Here is a 14,890-nt window from a genome sequence, read left to right as displayed (position 1 = left end):
ATCGAGGGAGAGATTCCAATGCGTCTGATCCACACTTCGCTGTTTGCGGCCATCGCCGCGCTGGGCCTGGCGGCCTGCAACCAGCAGCCCGCCGCGCCGCAGACTGAAACCCCGCCGGCCGCGCCGGCTGACGGCGCCACCACCGAACCGGCTGCAGCGCCGGCACCGGCGGCTGCACCGACGGGCGATGCTTCGGCAACGGCCGAACTGGCACCGACCCAGGGCAACGAGACCAAGGGCAGCGTCACCTTCAAGGTGGTTGATGGCAAGGTCCACGTGACCGGCCAGATCACCGGCCTGAAACCGGGCAGCGAACATGGCTTCCACATCCACGAGAAGGGCGACTGCAGCGCACCGGACGGCATGAGCGCCGGCGGCCACTTCAACCCGGGCAAGCAGGATCACGGCAACGTCGCCACCGATCCGCACCACGGCGGCGACATGCCCAACATCAAGGCCGACGACAAGGGCGTGGCCACCATCGACGGCCCGGTGTCGAGCAACGTCAACATCGGCAAGGGTGATGACTTCGACATCATCGGCCGCGGCCTGATCGTCCACGCCGATGCGGACGACTACAAGACCCAGCCGACCGGCAATGCCGGCGCGCGCCTGGCCTGTGCGGTGATCCAGAAGGCCCCGTAAGAAACAAAGAACGCCGGCACAAGCCGGCGTTTTTCTTTGCATCGCTTTCTGTAGAGCCGAGCCCACGCTCGGCTGCTCTTCCGGCGGCCTGAGCCGAGCATGGGCTCGGCGCTACAACACGCGGCGGCCGCTTCCTGTCAGCGCGCCAGCAGCTCGCGCGCGTCCTGCCCGGCTTCGCAGTGCACGAACAGTACCGGCACGCCATGTGCTTCCAGCACCGCGGCCATCTGTCGCTGGCGCATCAGGAACTGCTCGTAGATGCCCTTCAGGCGATCGCAGTCGTTCTTGCTGTGGCTGTAGTGCGCGCACCAACCGGCCGGGTCGAACAACGCCATGCGTGCTTCGCCATGCGTATAGCGCAGCAGCGGCTCGGGCGCGGCATTGAGCCACTCGTCCTCGCCCGGCGCCATGATCGCGGTCTCGATCAGCGGCCACAGTGCGGCCAGGCCCTGGTTGTCGTACTGCATCGACATCATCGCGGCCAGGTCGTTCACGGTGAAATAGCGCGCGTGCTCGATGCGGGCACCGAAGGTGTTCTGCGCCATCAGCGCGGTGTCGGCGTGCGCCATGCCGTTGGCCAGCAAGGTTTCTTCCAGCGCATCGGCGACCGCGCTGGTGGTGGCCACGTCGTTGCCGGTCAGCAGGAACGGCACCACGCGCAGGCCACCGCCCACCAGCGTGGCATCGGCCTGGAACGGCAATGGCACGTCACCTTCGGCATCGGTACCGAAGGCCAGCAGGCGCGGGCCCTGGTTGCGGCCCGGGGCACGCATCTGCAGTTCTTCCAGGCGGCGATGGATCGGCCAGCCCGGACGCAGCACTTCGGCCGGGTCGAAATGCGCGGCGGCGAACACCAGGTCCAGCTCGGCCACCTGTGGCACCAGCTTGGCCAGGTCACGGCCGACGCGTTCGGCCAGTTCACCGGCCTGTTCAGCGCTGAGCACCGCCTGGCGGGGGATTTCGCCGCCGGCCAGTTCCAGGGCCAGCACGCCAAGGGCATTCATCGCGGGGTCGGGTTTGCTCATGGTTCCACGGTTGGCCCATCACAGGGCGGCAGCTACACTTGGCTCCATTATGCCTGCTCCGTCGTGCAGGCCATGTTGCAGACACCCTCATCCATGCCAGGTATCTCCATGCCCAACGCTCGTCCCGTCGCCATCCTCGGTGGCGTCCGCATTCCGTTCTGCCGCCAGAACACCGCGTATTCGGATGTCGGCAACCTCGGCATGTCGGTCCGTACGCTGGGTGCGCTGGTCGAACGGTTCGGCCTGCATGGCCAGCAGCTGGGTGAAGTGGCAATGGGTGCAGTGATCAAGCACTCCAGCGACTGGAACCTGGGCCGCGAAGCCACGCTGTCCTCCGGTCTGTCGCCGCTGACCCCGGGCATCACCCTGCAGCGCGCCTGCGGTACCTCGCTGGACAGCATCATCACCGTGGCCAACAAGATCGCGCTGGGCCAGATCGAATCGGGCATCGGCGGTGGTTCGGACACCACCTCCGACGTGCCGATCGTCTACGGCAAGAAACTGCGTGCACGCCTGCTGGCGGCCAACCGCGCCAAGAGCACCGGCGACAAGATCCGTGCGCTCACCGCCGGCTTCAAGTTCTCCGAGCTCAAGCCCGAGTTCCCGGGCGTGGCCGAGCCGCGCACCGGCAAGAGCATGGGCGACCACTGCGAGGACATGGCGAAGGAGTGGAATATCTCGCGCGACTCGCAGGATGAGTGGGCGGTGTCGTCGCACAAGAAGCTGGCCGCCGCCTACGAGCGTGGCTTCTTCAACGACCTGATCGCACCGTTCCGTGGCGTCGAGCGCGACAACATCCTGCGCCCGGACACCTCGCTGGAAAAGCTGGCCACGCTGAAGCCGGCGTTCGACAAGGTTTCCGGGCGTGGCACGCTCACCGCCGCCAACTCCACCCCGCTGACCGACGGTGCCGCTGCAGTGCTGCTGGCCAGCGAAGAGTGGGCACGCGCGCATGGCCATGAACCCCAGGCTTACCTGCGTGACGCGCACGTGGCCGCGGTGGACTTCGTGCACGGCGAAGGCCTGCTGATGGCACCGACCATCGCGGTGCCGGAGATGCTCAAGCGCAACGGCCTGACCCTGCAGGACTTCGACATCTACGAGATCCACGAAGCCTTTGCCGCGCAGGTGTTGTGCACCCTGCGTGCGTGGGAGAGCGAGGACTACTGCCGCAACCGCCTGGGACTGGACGCACCGCTGGGCCGCATCGACCCGGACAAGATCAACCTGCTGGGCTCGTCGCTGGCCACCGGCCACCCGTTCGCCGCTACCGGCGCACGCGTGATCGCCACGGCAGCCAAGCAGCTGGCCGAACGCGGCGGTGGCCGCGCGCTGGTGTCGATCTGCACCGCCGGCGGCATGGGCGTGGTGGCGATCGTCGAACGCTGAGCATCACGGTAGTACCGGCCGCTGGCCGGCAGTGCTGGTACGAAAACGCCGCCCAATGGGCGGCGTTCTTTTTTGCATCGGTGGGTGCCGACCGTTGGTCGGCACGCTTCACGGCAACCTCGGATTACCGAACTCGTCGCGCTCTTCGTTGGCGTCATACACCGGCGGCTGTGCAACGATGGGCTGCTCCTCCACCGTGGCGCGCAGCGGCGTCTCGGTACCACGCACCAGTTCCACGCTGTCCTCGCCGCGCTGCAGGCGCAGCGCATTGGCCAGGCACTGCGCGGCCAGCGCGTGTTCGCCACGTTGCGCGAACACTTCACCCAGCGCTTCCCACGCCGGTGCCCCGGCGCCAGCGGCAATGGCCTCGTGCAGGAACGCATCGGCGGCATCCCATTGCTGCTGGGCCAGGGCCACGCGGCCCTGTGCCAGGCGCAGGGCGGCCGAGTCATCGTGCACGTTGCGCCAGCGTGCCAGATTGGCCTGGCGGGTGGCCAGGCGCTCGGCGGGCAGGCGGCCATACAGCGCCACCAGATCGTCATTCCAACGCTGGTCCAGTGCCTGTTCCAGCGCCAGCAGCGCCGGCTCATCCCAGTCCAGCGCCACCGCACGGCTGGCATAGGCGCCCACCACGTCCGGGGTGGGGCGCAGCGCCTTCGGGGTGGCCTCCCACTGTGCGGCCAGCGCGTTGACGTCGGCCGCTTCCAGCAGCGCCTGTGCGGCCAGGCGTGCCTCCAGTTCGCTGTTCGCGTCGGCCGGCAGCACCTTGCTCTGGCGCAGCGCACCCAGCTGGCCATACGCTTCGTGGGCGCGGCCGGCCTGTGCCAGCGCTTCGGTACGCAGCCACAGGCCGCGTGGTGGCAGCGGCTGGATCGCCGCTACGTCCAGCGCGTTGATCGCATCGACCGGCAGATCGCGCGCCAGCAGCTGTTCGGCGCGCAGCAGTGCCTGCAGGGTGGCGTCACTTTCACCCAGGCGCTGCAGCAGCGCGTCTCCGGCGGGGCCGTCGGCCCGTGCCTGCGCGCTGCGCACGGCAGTGGCCAGTGCCACCGCGCTCACTTCCGGGTCCCTGGCGGCGCCGTCCAGCAGCTTCTCCGCACGCTGCCACTGGCCATGCTCGTAGGCCTGCAGGCCGTCGATCAGGCGCACCCGGCCCTGCTTGCGGCGGTAGCGGCCCCAGGCACGGAACGGTGCAGCGATCAGGCTCCACAGCAGCCACAGCACCAGCACCGTGATCACTGCCAGCAGCGCTACCTTCGGCAGGTTGCTGTGATAGTCGTAGCCGCCGTAGCGCAGGGTCACTTCGCCGAAGCGGTTCAGGTCATCGGCGCCGAGCCATTGCGCGGCGACCACGCCGATGGCCACGGCCAGCAACAGCACGACCAGGGATTGCAGGGGTTTCATGCGGGCTTACCTCCGGTCGGTCTGGGTGCGCAGTTGTTGCAGGGTGCTGCCAAGAACAGCGTCGCTGGCCTGCAGCGGAAGTTCGCGCAGGGCCTTCAGTTCAGCACGTTGTGCGCGCAGGGCCGGTGAATCCGGCCAGCGCCGCTGTGCCCAGTGCTCCACGCGGTCCAATGCGGTGTTTCGGCCCGGGCGGTCGCCGCGCTCGATCGCGGCACGCGCCAACGTCAGTTCCAGCTGCAGGGCATCGTCGGCGTTGCGCTGTTCGGCGGCAGTCAGTGGGCCGTTCTGGCGGCTCGGGGTGATGTCCACGAACGGTGCCAGCGTGGCCTGCCACCAGGGCTTGGCGGTGCTGCTGCCGGTCGTGCCGGTGATCTGCGAGGGCAGGCCCTGCAACGCCCGGGCCACAGCATCCAGGCGCTGCAGCGACTGCACGCGCGGGCCACTGCCGAGCGCATCCAGTGCCTCGCGCTCCTGCACCAGCGCCTGGCGCAGGTTCAGGCCGTCGGCGTCGGGCAGGTCGGCCAGCGCGGTGGCGGCCTGTGCATACAGGCGGCGTGCGCCGTCCACGTCGTCGGCGTAGTTCAGACGCTGCGCAGCCTGGGTCAGCAGCAGCTCGGCCTCGTCGCGCTGCACCGCCTGGCGGCCCTGGTTGGCGCTGTCGGCCAGCTTGGCCAGGTTCTCTTCCAGCAAAGCGCTGCGCTGCGAGAGTCCCAGCATCTCGTCGCGCAGCACGCGGTTGGTGGTCGCCGCGTCCTGCAGGCGCTGGCTGGTCGCACGCTGGTCACGGCGCAGCGCATCCAGCGTGGCCTCCAGGCCCTTCAGCTGTACGGCCGTGGTCTGTGCCTGCGCTTCCTGTTCGCGCTGTTGCTGCTGCCAGACGTACCAGCCGGCATAACCGCCCGCGCCGAGCACGACCACGGCGGCCAGCGGCAGCAGCCAGCGCACGGGTCGACGGGGTGGGGGTGCGGGCGGCGTATCGTTCATCGGGCTTCCTTGTCGGCAACGGCGCCGGTCGGGGTGCCGGCAGGCTGCGTTGTGCACAGCATCACCGTTGCCGACGGCAGCGGCAAGCGTGATCCACGTCCCTGTTCAGGTCGCTGCCGGGACGGTGAGCGTGGCGTGTGCAGCGGCCACCAGCTGCGCAGCGGTGGGGCCGGTGCTGCGTGTGATGCGCTGCAGGCCGAGCGCCTGCGCCTGTTCGCCGAGGCGGTCACTGGCAACCACCACGCGGGCAGACGCCCGCAGGCGCTGCTGCCCGGCCGGCGGAAGCTGTTGCCAGAAATGCTGCAGGGCTTCGCCACTGCTCACGGCCAGCACCCACGGCTGTGCTGAATGCGCCAATCGCGCCAGCGTTCGCGGGGGCAGTCGCAGCAGGCGACGCTGGTAGACATCGGCACGTTCGATCGTGGCGCCCGCCGCCTGCAGCTGCGCGGCAATCAGGCCACGCCCGCCGGGGGCGGTCACCAGGCCGATGCGCAGGCCCTGTACGTCGGCCAGCACCGGCAGCGCCAGCAGCCCCTCGCTGTCCATCCGCTGCGGCGCGTGCACCTCGGCGATGCCGTGTGCCTGCAATGCGCGCGCAGTGCCTTCGCCCACGGTCAGCCACGGGCTGCGCTGCACGTCGGCCAGCGGCAGCAGGGACGCGGCTGCGGCCACGGCGGCCGGGCTGGTGAACACCACCCGGTCGCAGTTCAGCGCGCGTTGCAGCTGGCGCACCACAGCCGTGCCATGCAGGCGCTGCAGGCGCAAGGGCGCCAGGGCCAGGACATTTCCGCCCAGCCCGGCAACGGCGCGGCGCAGCGCCACGTTCTGGCCCCGCGGGCGCAGCGAGATCAGGGTCCAGCGTGGGCCGGAACGGGTGGCGCCAGTGGGTATCGTATGGTCGACCATTGCCTGCATTATGCGGGCCCTTCGTTGTCGTGGTCGCTGCTCCGATGTCCGTTGATGCCCTGACTTCCTCGTTGGCCGCCCTGCAGGACGTGCTGGACTGCATGCCGGCGGTCCGCGCCATGCAGATCCAGCTCGACGGCTACGCCGATGGCGTGCTGCGCATCACCGCGCCGCTGGCGGCCAACGTCAATGACAAGGGCAACGCCTTCGGCGGCAGCCTGGCCTCGGTGCTGACCCTGTCCGGCTGGGCGCTGGTCAGCCTGCGCCTGCGCTTGGCCGGGCACGATGCCGAGGTCTATGTGGCCGACAGCAACCTGCGCTACCTGGCGCCTGTCTATGAAGACCTGCACGCCCACGCCGAAGCGGCCGAGGCCACCGGCTGGGATGCCTTCCTGAACACCTTCCGGCAGCGCCGCAAGGCCCGCATCAGCATCATCGCCACCCAGCCCGGTGCCGATGGCAAGCCGGCCGCCGAATTCAGCGGTCGCTTCGTTGCCTTCGCCAAAGGGTAGGATGGCAGGCTGACGTTCCGGGGAAACCACTGATGCGCCGCCTCATCCTGTTCCTGATCTGTTCCCTGCTGCTGGCCAGCGCCGTGGCCTCGGCCGACGACCTCAGCCGCAAGCAGCGCAAGCTGCTGGAAGAGACCCAGGTCGCGTATGGCGCGACCATCCGCTGGGGCAGCATGGACGATGCCATCGGCTACCTCGACCCCAAGCTGCGCAAGGAAAAGCCGCCGACCGAGTTCGAGCTCAACCGTTACGCGCAGCTGCGCGTGTCGTCCTATCGCGAGCGCAGCAGCGCCTCGCTGGACGGTGGCCTGGTCGAGCGCCGGGTCGAAATCGGGGTGATCAACCAGAACACCCAGGCCGAGCGCACCGTGGTCGTGGTCGAGCGCTGGCGCTGGGATCCGGAGGCCAAGCGCTGGTGGCAGACCGCCGGCCTGCCGGACCTGTGGAAGGGGCAGTGACGGGCCGCGTCCGGCTTGTGCGACAATCGGCGCCCGCTTAATCGACCCGTGACCTGAGTGAATTACGAAGAGTTGCTGGCCTTTGCAGGCCGAAACCCGATGCTGTCCGCGGCCCTGGTCGGCCTGACCGTGGCCATCATCGTCACCGAGATCCGCCGCCTGTTCCGGGGCTTCAAGGGCATCAAGCCCGCCGAACTGACCCAGCTGATGAACGCGGGCGGCACGGTGGTGGTCGACCTGTCGGCCAGCGGTGACTTCGAGAAGGGCCACATTGCCGGCAGCCGCAATGCCCAGGCCAGTGCCTTCGGCCCGGAAAACAAGCTGGTGGCCAATGCCAAGCAGTCGCCGGTGGTGCTGGTGTGCCGCAGCGGCAACGCTTCGGAAACCGCCGCCAAGGCGCTGAAGAAGGCCGGATTCGAGAAGGTCTACGTGCTCGACGGCGGCATCCCCGCCTGGCAGCAGGCCGAGCTGCCGCTGGTCAAGGGTCGCAACTGATTGTCGCAGGTGGCGGATCCGGCCTTGTCTGGGCCTCGTCCCGCCCCCATCGCAGTAGTTCGACCATCGTTTTCATTGCATTCACCTGGAGTTACTGGAAATGTCCGAAGAGATCACCAACGGCGCCGCTGCGCCGGTCGATGCCGCTACCGGCCCCGCTTTCACCGTCGAGAAGATCTACGTCAAGGACGTCTCCTTCGAGTCGCCGAACGCACCGACCATCTTCAATGACCAGGTGCAGCCGGAGCTGCAGCTGAACCTGAACCAGCAGGTGCAGCGCCTGGGTGAGAACGCCTTCGAGGTCGTGCTGGCCGTGACCCTGACCTGCCAGGCCGGTGAGCGCACCGCCTACGTGGCCGAAGTGAAGCAGGCCGGCGTGTTCGGCCTGGTCGGCCTGGACCCGCAGTCGATCGACGTGCTGCTCGGCACCCAGTGCCCGAACATCCTGTTCCCGTACGTGCGCCAGCTGATCAGCGACCTGATCCAGGCCGGCGGCTTCCCGCCGTTCTTCCTGCAGCCGATCAACTTCGAAGGCCTGTACGCAGAAACCCTGCGCCAGCGCCAGGAGCAGGGCGACGCACCGTCGCTGGCTGACTCCGAGCCGGCCGGCAACGCCTGATTCCTGCCGCGACGTCACGGATGAGCACTCCCGCTGACAAGATCGCCGTGCTGGGCGCCGGTTCCTGGGGAACCGCCCTGGCCAGCCTGCTCGCACGGCACGGTCACCCGACCGTGCTGTGGGGGCGCGACGCGGCCGTGGTCGAGGCCATCGACCAGCGCCACGAGAACCCGCGCTACCTGCCGGGCATCCCGCTGCCGGACAGCCTGCGTGCCACCACCGATCTGGCGTCGGCGGTGCAGGGCGCGGCCTGGATCCTGGTGGTGACGCCGTCGCACGCGTTCGGCGAGACCGTGCGTGCGCTGGCGCCGCTGCGACCGGCCGGTGCCGGCGTGGCCTGGGCCACCAAGGGCTTCGAACCCGGTTCGGGCCGTTTCCTGCATGAAGTGGCGCGCGAAGTGCTGGGTGAGGATGTGCCGCTGGCCGTCGTTACCGGGCCGTCGTTCGCCAAGGAAGTCACCCAGGGCTTGCCGACCGCGATCACCGTGCACGGCGACGTGCCCGAGTTCGCGCAGACGGTGGCCGAGGCGATGCATGGCCCGGCGTTCCGCGCCTACACCGGCGACGACATGGTCGGTGCCGAGCTGGGCGGCGCGATGAAGAACGTGCTGGCGGTGGCCACCGGCGTGGCCGATGGCATGCAGTTGGGCCTCAACGCCCGTGCCGGCCTGATCACCCGCGGCCTCAACGAAATGCTGCGCCTGGCCGCTGCGATCGGCGCCAAGCCGGAAACGCTGATGGGCCTGGCCGGCCTGGGCGATCTGGTGCTGACCTGCACCGGCGACCTGTCGCGCAACCGCCGCCTGGGCCTGGCCCTGGGCCGTGGCCAGACGCTGCAGGACGCTGTGCGCGAAATCGGCCAGGTGGTCGAGTCGGTGCAGACCGCCGACGAAGTGATGCGACAGGCGCGCCGTCATGGCATCGACCTGCCGATCTCCGACGGTGTGCGTGCCGTGCTGCATGGCGAGCAGACCCCCGAAGAAGGCTTGCGCGCACTGCTGGCGCGGGAACAGAAACCGGAATACCCGGACACGCTGTTCAAGTGAATCGAAAAACCCCGGCCACGCGCCGGGGTTTTTTTGTGCGCGGCCCATCCACGCATGGCGTGGATCTACGACGGAACCCCCTTCTGGTAGCGGCCAACCTTGGTTGGCGCCCGGTAGCGCCGGGCCATGCCCGGCGGAAACCATCAGCGCGCGCGGGGCGGTGCGTTGCCGTTGTCCATGTCCGAGAAAATCATCCACGGCCCATTCCCCTCACGCTTCAGCGTGAGCGTGAACTTGCCGGTATCGCCCACGTTGTTGCCGTAGCTGTACGCACCGATGATGTAACCGGTGTTCCCTTCCACCGCATACGCCAAGGCACGCAACCGCAACGGACTGCCGCCCTGTCCGGCATATGCAGCCTCGATCGCAGTGCGCCCGCGCACGGGTGGCTGGTTGCTCTGCAGCACAAAGCCATCCTCGGCGAAGAGCGCAGCCAGTGCCCTGGCATCACCCCCGCGCCACGCCTGCTCGTAGTTGCGCAGCACACGGTCCAGCGGTGCGGGCAGGGCTGCGTCCGGGAGAGGCTGCGCAGGCTTCGCGTTTTCTGCATCGTGGGCAATTGCCGGCGATGCCAGCAGCAGGACACTGCAGAAGATCATGGCGAGTCGTGTGCGGCGCATGCGTCCAGGCCCTGGCGATGATGGGAAGGCTTCAGACGCATCCTAGCGCGCCGCTGGTTAGAATCACGCGGCCGCCGATTCGGTGGATGCAGCGCAGATCAGACAAGGACACGCGATGAAGATGCGAATCACAGGGATGGCGATGATGGCCGCGCTGCTGGCAGCCTGCGGACAGGCACCGGAGAAGACTGGCGAGGCCGCGCCTGCTGCGGCGCCAGCACCAACCACCGAAGCTCCGGCCGCCACGGCCACGGTGGTCGAGAAGGAACCGTCAATCGAAGACAGCGTGGACCCCGCGGTGTGGGACAGCGAGGGCGAACCGGAAGACCCGGACGCCGGCGGCGAACTGACCTGCGCGGACAATCCGCTGGCGACCCACTTCTTCACCCTGGTCGGCGGCAGTACCGTGGACGACTGCGGCCGCAAGGACCCGAAGGTGCTGGCCGCGTTCGATGCGCTGATGAAGGGCACGCAGGACGCCGAATCCACCGACAAGGATATGCCGTCGCTGCGCAAGCGCCTGCTGAGCGGACCCAGCGGCCCTGGCGAGCTGCTGGTGCTGCAGGGCGAGCCGTGGTGGTTCTACACCGCCTGCCAGGCCCACGACTGCCCCGGCACCGCGTTGGCGATGCTGTACTCACCCACGCAGGCGAAGATGGTCGGCCGTCTTACCGCGCGCTGCCGTGTGTGGTGGCTGGGCGAGCCGACGGCGGAACAACGTGAGCAGATCGAACAGCGCCAGCCACTGCAGAATGCCGCGTTGAAGGAAGACAGCGCGCTCTGCGAGTGATGTCGCGCGCGCCGCAGCGCCGGGCCGTGCCCGGCGTTGCAGTGAGCGTTGTTCCCCGTATCACCCTTCCGGCCGCATGCGTGCGCTGACCTGCGCGGTCAGCGACAGACTGGCCATCATCAGGCCCTCCATCACGCGGTCGCCCACGTACTCCTCGTCGGGACCGTTCTGGCGCACGCGCTCGGCAGCCAGCAGCATTTCCAGCGCCACGCGCAGGCCGGTCAATGCGCAATCCGCGTCGGCCAGCGCCATGCGGCGGCCCGGCATCTGATGACGTTCGGGCCAGGGTTGGCCGTCGGCGGCGGCGCCCTTGCCGATGCGGTCGAGGGTGGCGATGAAACCGAGAGGATCCTGCTGGTGCGGTGCTTCCGAAGGCGCGTCCGCGTTGGCGGGCACGTATTGCGTGCGTAGTCGGGAGGATTCGGGTGTGCTCATGGCAATGCTCCGTGCAGGACAGACGGCAGCCGCCACGCAAAGGTGGCGGGCGGAGACGTGGCTCGAAAACCGGGCGCTTGTTGAAACCGGCAGGCACAGGGCCTCCACGCTCCGCCCGCCATAGCCGGCAGACGGATTGCCCGCCGGCGCCACGAGGGGTGACGCCGGCGGGCAAGCGTTGTTAAACAAGCGCACGGGTTTTCGAAGCCCGGCCATCCTTTTTCGATGGCACGTCATCTGTACGCGTGCTGCTGCGCGGTGCCAATCAGAACAGTTGCATTCAACGCTTGATCAAAGACGCTTTTGGCATTTTTGCACGCTGTTAAGCTGTCGCAGACGCAGGCGCCGCAACGGCCGTAGCGGCATGGGGAATATGCGACATGGGTCGAAGTTGATGACGTGGCGTACGGGCACCCCACCAGGCCGATGACGACAGTGCGGGGCGAAGAACGCAAATCGACTTCGGCGCACTCCGGTGTGTCAGTGCTCTTCGCGTCTCTCGTACCAGGCTTGAGTACGGTTCACGATCCGCACCACGGACAGCATGACCGGCACCTCGATCAGCACGCCCACCACCGTCGCCAGCGCAGCCCCCGAATGCACGCCGAACAGTCCCACCGCGGTGGCCACCGCCAGTTCGAAGAAGTTGCTGGCGCCAATCAGTGCTGACGGGCCGGCCACGCAATGTGCCACGCCCAGGCGGCGGTTGAGCAGGTAGGCCAGGCCCGAAGTGAAATAGACCTGGATCAGGATCGGCACGGCAATCAGCGCGATCACCAGCGGTTGCTTCACGATCTGCTGGCCCTGGAACCCGAACAGCAGCACCAGCGTCAGCAGCAGGGCGGACAGCGATAGCGGGCCCAGCCGTCGAAGCGCACGCTGCAGCCCCGTCTCGCCGCTGCGCGAAAGCATCCAGCGCCGAAGCAACGCGGCCACCAGCACGGGCACCACGATGTAGAGGCCAACCGACAACAGCAGGGTGTCCCACGGCACGGTGATCGCCGACAGGCCCAGCAGCAGTGCAACCACCGGCGCATAGGCAACCACCATGATCGCGTCGTTCAACGCCACCTGGCTCAGGGTGAAATTCGCATCGCCACGGCACAGGTTGCTCCACACGAACACCATGGCGGTGCAGGGCGCGGCCGCCAGCAGGATCAACCCGGCGATATAGCTGTCGATCTGCCCCGGCGGCAACCAGTCGGCGAAGGCATGGCGCAGGAACAGCCAGCCCAGCAGCGCCATCGAGAACGGCTTGACCGCCCAGTTGATGAACAACGTGACGCCGATGCCTTTCCAGTGCTGCTGCAACTGGCGCATCGCAGTGAAGTCGACCTTCAGCAGCATCGGGATGATCATCAGCCAGATCAGCACCGCAACCGGCAGGTTGACCTTGGCCACTTCGGCGGAGGCCAGCGCCGCGAAAGCACCGGGCAGGACGTGGCCCAGCAGCGTGCCCATCGCAATGCACAGCCCAACCCACAGCGTCAGGTGTCGCTCGAACAGGCTCATGGCAGTGGCACCGTCACTGCGCGCCGTCGGTCGGCAGCAACTGGCCGATCCGGTCCAGCGCGTGCTGCAGCGCTTCGCGTTCAGACCACGCCGATTCGGGCAGTGCGAGCAGCGCACGCAGGCGCGTTTTCACGATGGCATGGGCCAAAGCGAAGGCTGCGGCCTTGTCGGCATCGCTGCCTGCTACGGCGGCCGGATCAGGCAGGCCCCAGTGGCTGCGGATGAAGTCGCCGAACACCACGGGGCAGGCTTCGGCAGCGGCCGCGTCACACACGGTGATCACCAGATCCATCGGGGCCGCCTCCACGAACTCATCCCACGACTTGCTGCGCAGACCTTCAACGGGCATTTCTTCGGCCTGCAACTGGGCGAGCGCGAATGGATTGACCTGACCGGTAGGCTGGCTGCCGGCACTGAAGGCGGTGAAGCGATCGCCGCCCCAGGCCCGCAGGGTGGCTTCAGCCAGCACGCTGCGGGCGCTGTTGCCGGTACAGAGGAACAGGACATTGCGGGTCATGTGGCTTCCGTGGTCAGTGAGTGGCTTGGACATGCAAAGCGCGCTGGCCGGGCAGAGACCAGTGAACTCGGCAGAGCTGCGGATCGCCTCCGCTATCTGCGCGCGATCGCATCCGGCATAGCCGTGCCGCGCGAACCACGGGCCTGCCGACGTCGTCAGCAGCACCAGTTCCCAGACCTGCATGCGGCGGGCCATGTCCTCGGCCGCTGACAGCAACGCGCGCCCAAGGCCGGTATTGCGTCGGTCGTCGGACACCACCAGCGAGCGAAGCAGGGCCGACGCGCCGAAGATCTGCAATCCAACGGCACCCACGGGAACGCCGTCGAGGTCTGCGACGAGAAACGCCACCTCGCTGCTTTCCAGATCGGCCACGGGCAACTGCGCCTGCTGCAGAAGGTCGCGGATGGAGCACAGGTCGTCGCGCGTGCCTGCACGAATCACCGGGTCGGGTTTCATCTCAGCACCTGCATGCCGGTTCGCTCACCGCGCACCGTTCATCCGGGGAGCCCGCGCAGCAGTTGTGCGTCAGGTACTGGATCAACCCGTTCATCGCATCGAAGTTGGCGCGGTAGCAGACGTGGCGGCCTTGGCTCTCGCTCTCCACCAGCCCGGCCTGCACCAACTCCTTCAGGTGGAAGCTGAGCGTGGCTGGAGGCACCTGCAGGGCCGTGGCGATGTCGCCCGCCATGCGCCCTGCCGGGCCGGCCTCCACCAGCAGCCGGAAGGCAGCCAGACGGGTGGCATGGCCGAGGGCGGTCAGGGCAGCGATTGCATTCGACGTTTCCATATTTATAGAATAATCGAATGAATAAGCCAATCACAAGCCTGGACCTGCCCAACCTGGTGGAATCGTCATTGCCCCAGCCCAATCATCACCAGCTCGCCGCGTCAGATCTGGGGCCGCCACGCATTCTCCTGCTCTACGGCTCGCTGCGGCCCCAGTCGTTCAGCCGCAAGCTGGCGCTGGAAGCCGAGCGGCTGCTGCGCCACCTGGGGTGCGAAACCCGGGTGTTCGATCCGCATGCGCTGCCGATGCTGGACAGCGTGGACAGGAATCACCCCGAAGTGCAGCGACTGCGCGAATGGTCACAGTGGTCCGAAGGGCAGGTCTGGGTCAGCCCCGAGCGGCATGGCACGGTCACCGGCGTGTTCAAGAACCAGATCGACTGGTTGCCGCTGGAAGATGGCAGCGTGCGGCCGACGCAGGGCAGGACGCTGGCGGTGATGCAGGTGAGCGGCGGCTCGCAGTCGTTCAACACCGTCAACACGTTGCGCGTGCTCGGCCGCTGGATGCGCATGCTGACCATCCCCAACCAGTCGTCGGTGGCCAAGGCCTGGCAGGAATTCGATGACGACGGCCGGATGAAACCCTCGCCGTACTACGATCGGGTGGTGGACGTGATGGAAGAACTGGTGAAGTTCACGCTGCTGACGCGGGGCCGGTCGGACTACCTGGTGGACCGCTACAGCGAGCGCAAGGGCGACGCGCACGCCGCGGCATTGGCGCGGGCTGCAGGGGCTACGGCTTCCTGA

At 67.9% G+C, this 14,890-nt stretch carries 18 protein-coding genes and 1 pseudogene; 9 read left to right on the top strand and 10 right to left on the bottom strand.

All coding sequences use genetic code 11. From position 1 onward, the window contains the following. Window positions 1–18: 18 nt before the first annotated feature. Window positions 19–645, top strand: coding sequence for a superoxide dismutase family protein (locus AC5P74_RS10865; RefSeq protein WP_053497798.1), 627 nt, complete (start codon window positions 19–21; stop codon window positions 643–645). Window positions 646–782: 137 nt separating this feature from the next. Here the strand turns inward: AC5P74_RS10865 and AC5P74_RS10860 are convergent, their stop codons facing one another. Continuing rightward, window positions 783–1,670, bottom strand: a complete 888-nt coding sequence (locus tag AC5P74_RS10860; RefSeq protein WP_053497796.1) for a hypothetical protein — start codon at window positions 1,668–1,670, stop codon at window positions 783–785. Window positions 1,671–1,763: 93 nt separating this feature from the next. On the opposite strand from AC5P74_RS10860, the gene AC5P74_RS10855 reads away from it, so the two are divergent. Next, entirely contained in the window at window positions 1,764–3,059 is a 1,296-nt protein-coding gene (locus AC5P74_RS10855) for an acetyl-CoA C-acetyltransferase (protein ID WP_005420942.1), read from the top strand. Window positions 3,060–3,167: 108 nt separating this feature from the next. On the opposite strand, the gene AC5P74_RS10850 is transcribed toward AC5P74_RS10855, so the two are convergent. The 3 genes from AC5P74_RS10850 to AC5P74_RS10840 form a co-directional block, all read right to left on the bottom strand. Next, complete coding sequence (locus tag AC5P74_RS10850) at window positions 3,168–4,463, bottom strand: heme biosynthesis HemY N-terminal domain-containing protein (protein ID WP_346607756.1); 1,296 nt, start codon at window positions 4,461–4,463, stop codon at window positions 3,168–3,170. 6 nt (window positions 4,464–4,469) lie between these two features. Continuing rightward, entirely contained in the window at window positions 4,470–5,447 is a 978-nt protein-coding gene (locus tag AC5P74_RS10845) for a uroporphyrinogen-III C-methyltransferase (RefSeq protein ID WP_053497792.1), read from the bottom strand. Window positions 5,448–5,552: 105 nt separating this feature from the next. Continuing rightward, window positions 5,553–6,362, bottom strand: a complete 810-nt coding sequence (locus tag AC5P74_RS10840; RefSeq protein WP_346607758.1) for a uroporphyrinogen-III synthase — start codon at window positions 6,360–6,362, stop codon at window positions 5,553–5,555. 35 nt (window positions 6,363–6,397) lie between these two features. Between AC5P74_RS10840 and AC5P74_RS10835 the strand changes: the two genes are divergently transcribed. From AC5P74_RS10835 to AC5P74_RS10815, 5 genes are all read left to right on the top strand, one after another. Next, complete coding sequence (locus tag AC5P74_RS10835; protein ID WP_005407593.1) at window positions 6,398–6,865, top strand: YiiD C-terminal domain-containing protein; 468 nt, start codon at window positions 6,398–6,400, stop codon at window positions 6,863–6,865. A gap of 32 nt (window positions 6,866–6,897) precedes the next feature. After that, window positions 6,898–7,323, top strand: coding sequence for a hypothetical protein (locus AC5P74_RS10830; RefSeq protein ID WP_346607760.1), 426 nt, complete (start codon window positions 6,898–6,900; stop codon window positions 7,321–7,323). 57 nt (window positions 7,324–7,380) lie between these two features. Further along, window positions 7,381–7,818: a rhodanese-like domain-containing protein gene (locus tag AC5P74_RS10825; RefSeq protein WP_053497787.1), complete on the top strand. Its 438-nt coding sequence runs from the start codon at window positions 7,381–7,383 to the stop codon at window positions 7,816–7,818. A gap of 100 nt (window positions 7,819–7,918) precedes the next feature. Next, window positions 7,919–8,437 (top strand): protein-export chaperone SecB, encoded by a 519-nt coding sequence (gene secB, locus AC5P74_RS10820; protein ID WP_005407596.1) that lies wholly within the window; start codon window positions 7,919–7,921, stop codon window positions 8,435–8,437. Between the two features lie 20 nt (window positions 8,438–8,457). Continuing rightward, entirely contained in the window at window positions 8,458–9,483 is a 1,026-nt protein-coding gene (locus AC5P74_RS10815) for an NAD(P)H-dependent glycerol-3-phosphate dehydrogenase (protein ID WP_065195990.1), read from the top strand. Window positions 9,484–9,626: 143 nt separating this feature from the next. On the opposite strand, the gene AC5P74_RS10810 is transcribed toward AC5P74_RS10815, so the two are convergent. Continuing rightward, window positions 9,627–10,082, bottom strand: a complete 456-nt coding sequence (locus tag AC5P74_RS10810) for a YybH family protein (protein WP_346607761.1) — start codon at window positions 10,080–10,082, stop codon at window positions 9,627–9,629. Between the two features lie 136 nt (window positions 10,083–10,218). On the opposite strand from AC5P74_RS10810, the gene AC5P74_RS10805 reads away from it, so the two are divergent. Further along, window positions 10,219–10,893: an Ivy family c-type lysozyme inhibitor gene (locus AC5P74_RS10805; RefSeq protein ID WP_346607762.1), complete on the top strand. Its 675-nt coding sequence runs from the start codon at window positions 10,219–10,221 to the stop codon at window positions 10,891–10,893. 60 nt (window positions 10,894–10,953) lie between these two features. On the opposite strand, the gene AC5P74_RS10800 is transcribed toward AC5P74_RS10805, so the two are convergent. From AC5P74_RS10800 to AC5P74_RS10780, 5 genes and pseudogenes are all read right to left on the bottom strand, one after another. Continuing rightward, entirely contained in the window at window positions 10,954–11,328 is a 375-nt protein-coding gene (locus tag AC5P74_RS10800; RefSeq protein WP_053497779.1) for a hypothetical protein, read from the bottom strand. A 480-nt stretch (window positions 11,329–11,808) separates the two neighbouring features. Continuing rightward, the gene (arsB, locus tag AC5P74_RS10795; protein ID WP_346607763.1) at window positions 11,809–12,840 is read right to left on the bottom strand and encodes an ACR3 family arsenite efflux transporter; all 1,032 of its coding nucleotides are present in this window, start codon (window positions 12,838–12,840) and stop codon (window positions 11,809–11,811) included. A 13-nt stretch (window positions 12,841–12,853) separates the two neighbouring features. Beyond that, entirely contained in the window at window positions 12,854–13,357 is a 504-nt protein-coding gene (locus AC5P74_RS10790; protein WP_329841844.1) for an arsenate reductase ArsC, read from the bottom strand. Window positions 13,358–13,393: 36 nt separating this feature from the next. Then, window positions 13,394–13,813, bottom strand: a pseudogene (arsN2, locus tag AC5P74_RS10785) (arsenic resistance N-acetyltransferase ArsN2); the annotation flags it as partial. A 1-nt stretch (window position 13,814) separates the two neighbouring features. Next, complete coding sequence (locus tag AC5P74_RS10780) at window positions 13,815–14,144, bottom strand: ArsR/SmtB family transcription factor (RefSeq protein ID WP_053497775.1); 330 nt, start codon at window positions 14,142–14,144, stop codon at window positions 13,815–13,817. 17 nt (window positions 14,145–14,161) lie between these two features. On the opposite strand from AC5P74_RS10780, the gene arsH reads away from it, so the two are divergent. Then, entirely contained in the window at window positions 14,162–14,890 is a 729-nt protein-coding gene (gene arsH, locus AC5P74_RS10775; RefSeq protein WP_053497773.1) for an arsenical resistance protein ArsH, read from the top strand.

The sequence above is a fragment of the Stenotrophomonas sp. YJH_SMC_94-11 genome, assembly GCF_059370435.1.
This window is presented reverse-complemented; position numbering and strand designations above follow the sequence as displayed.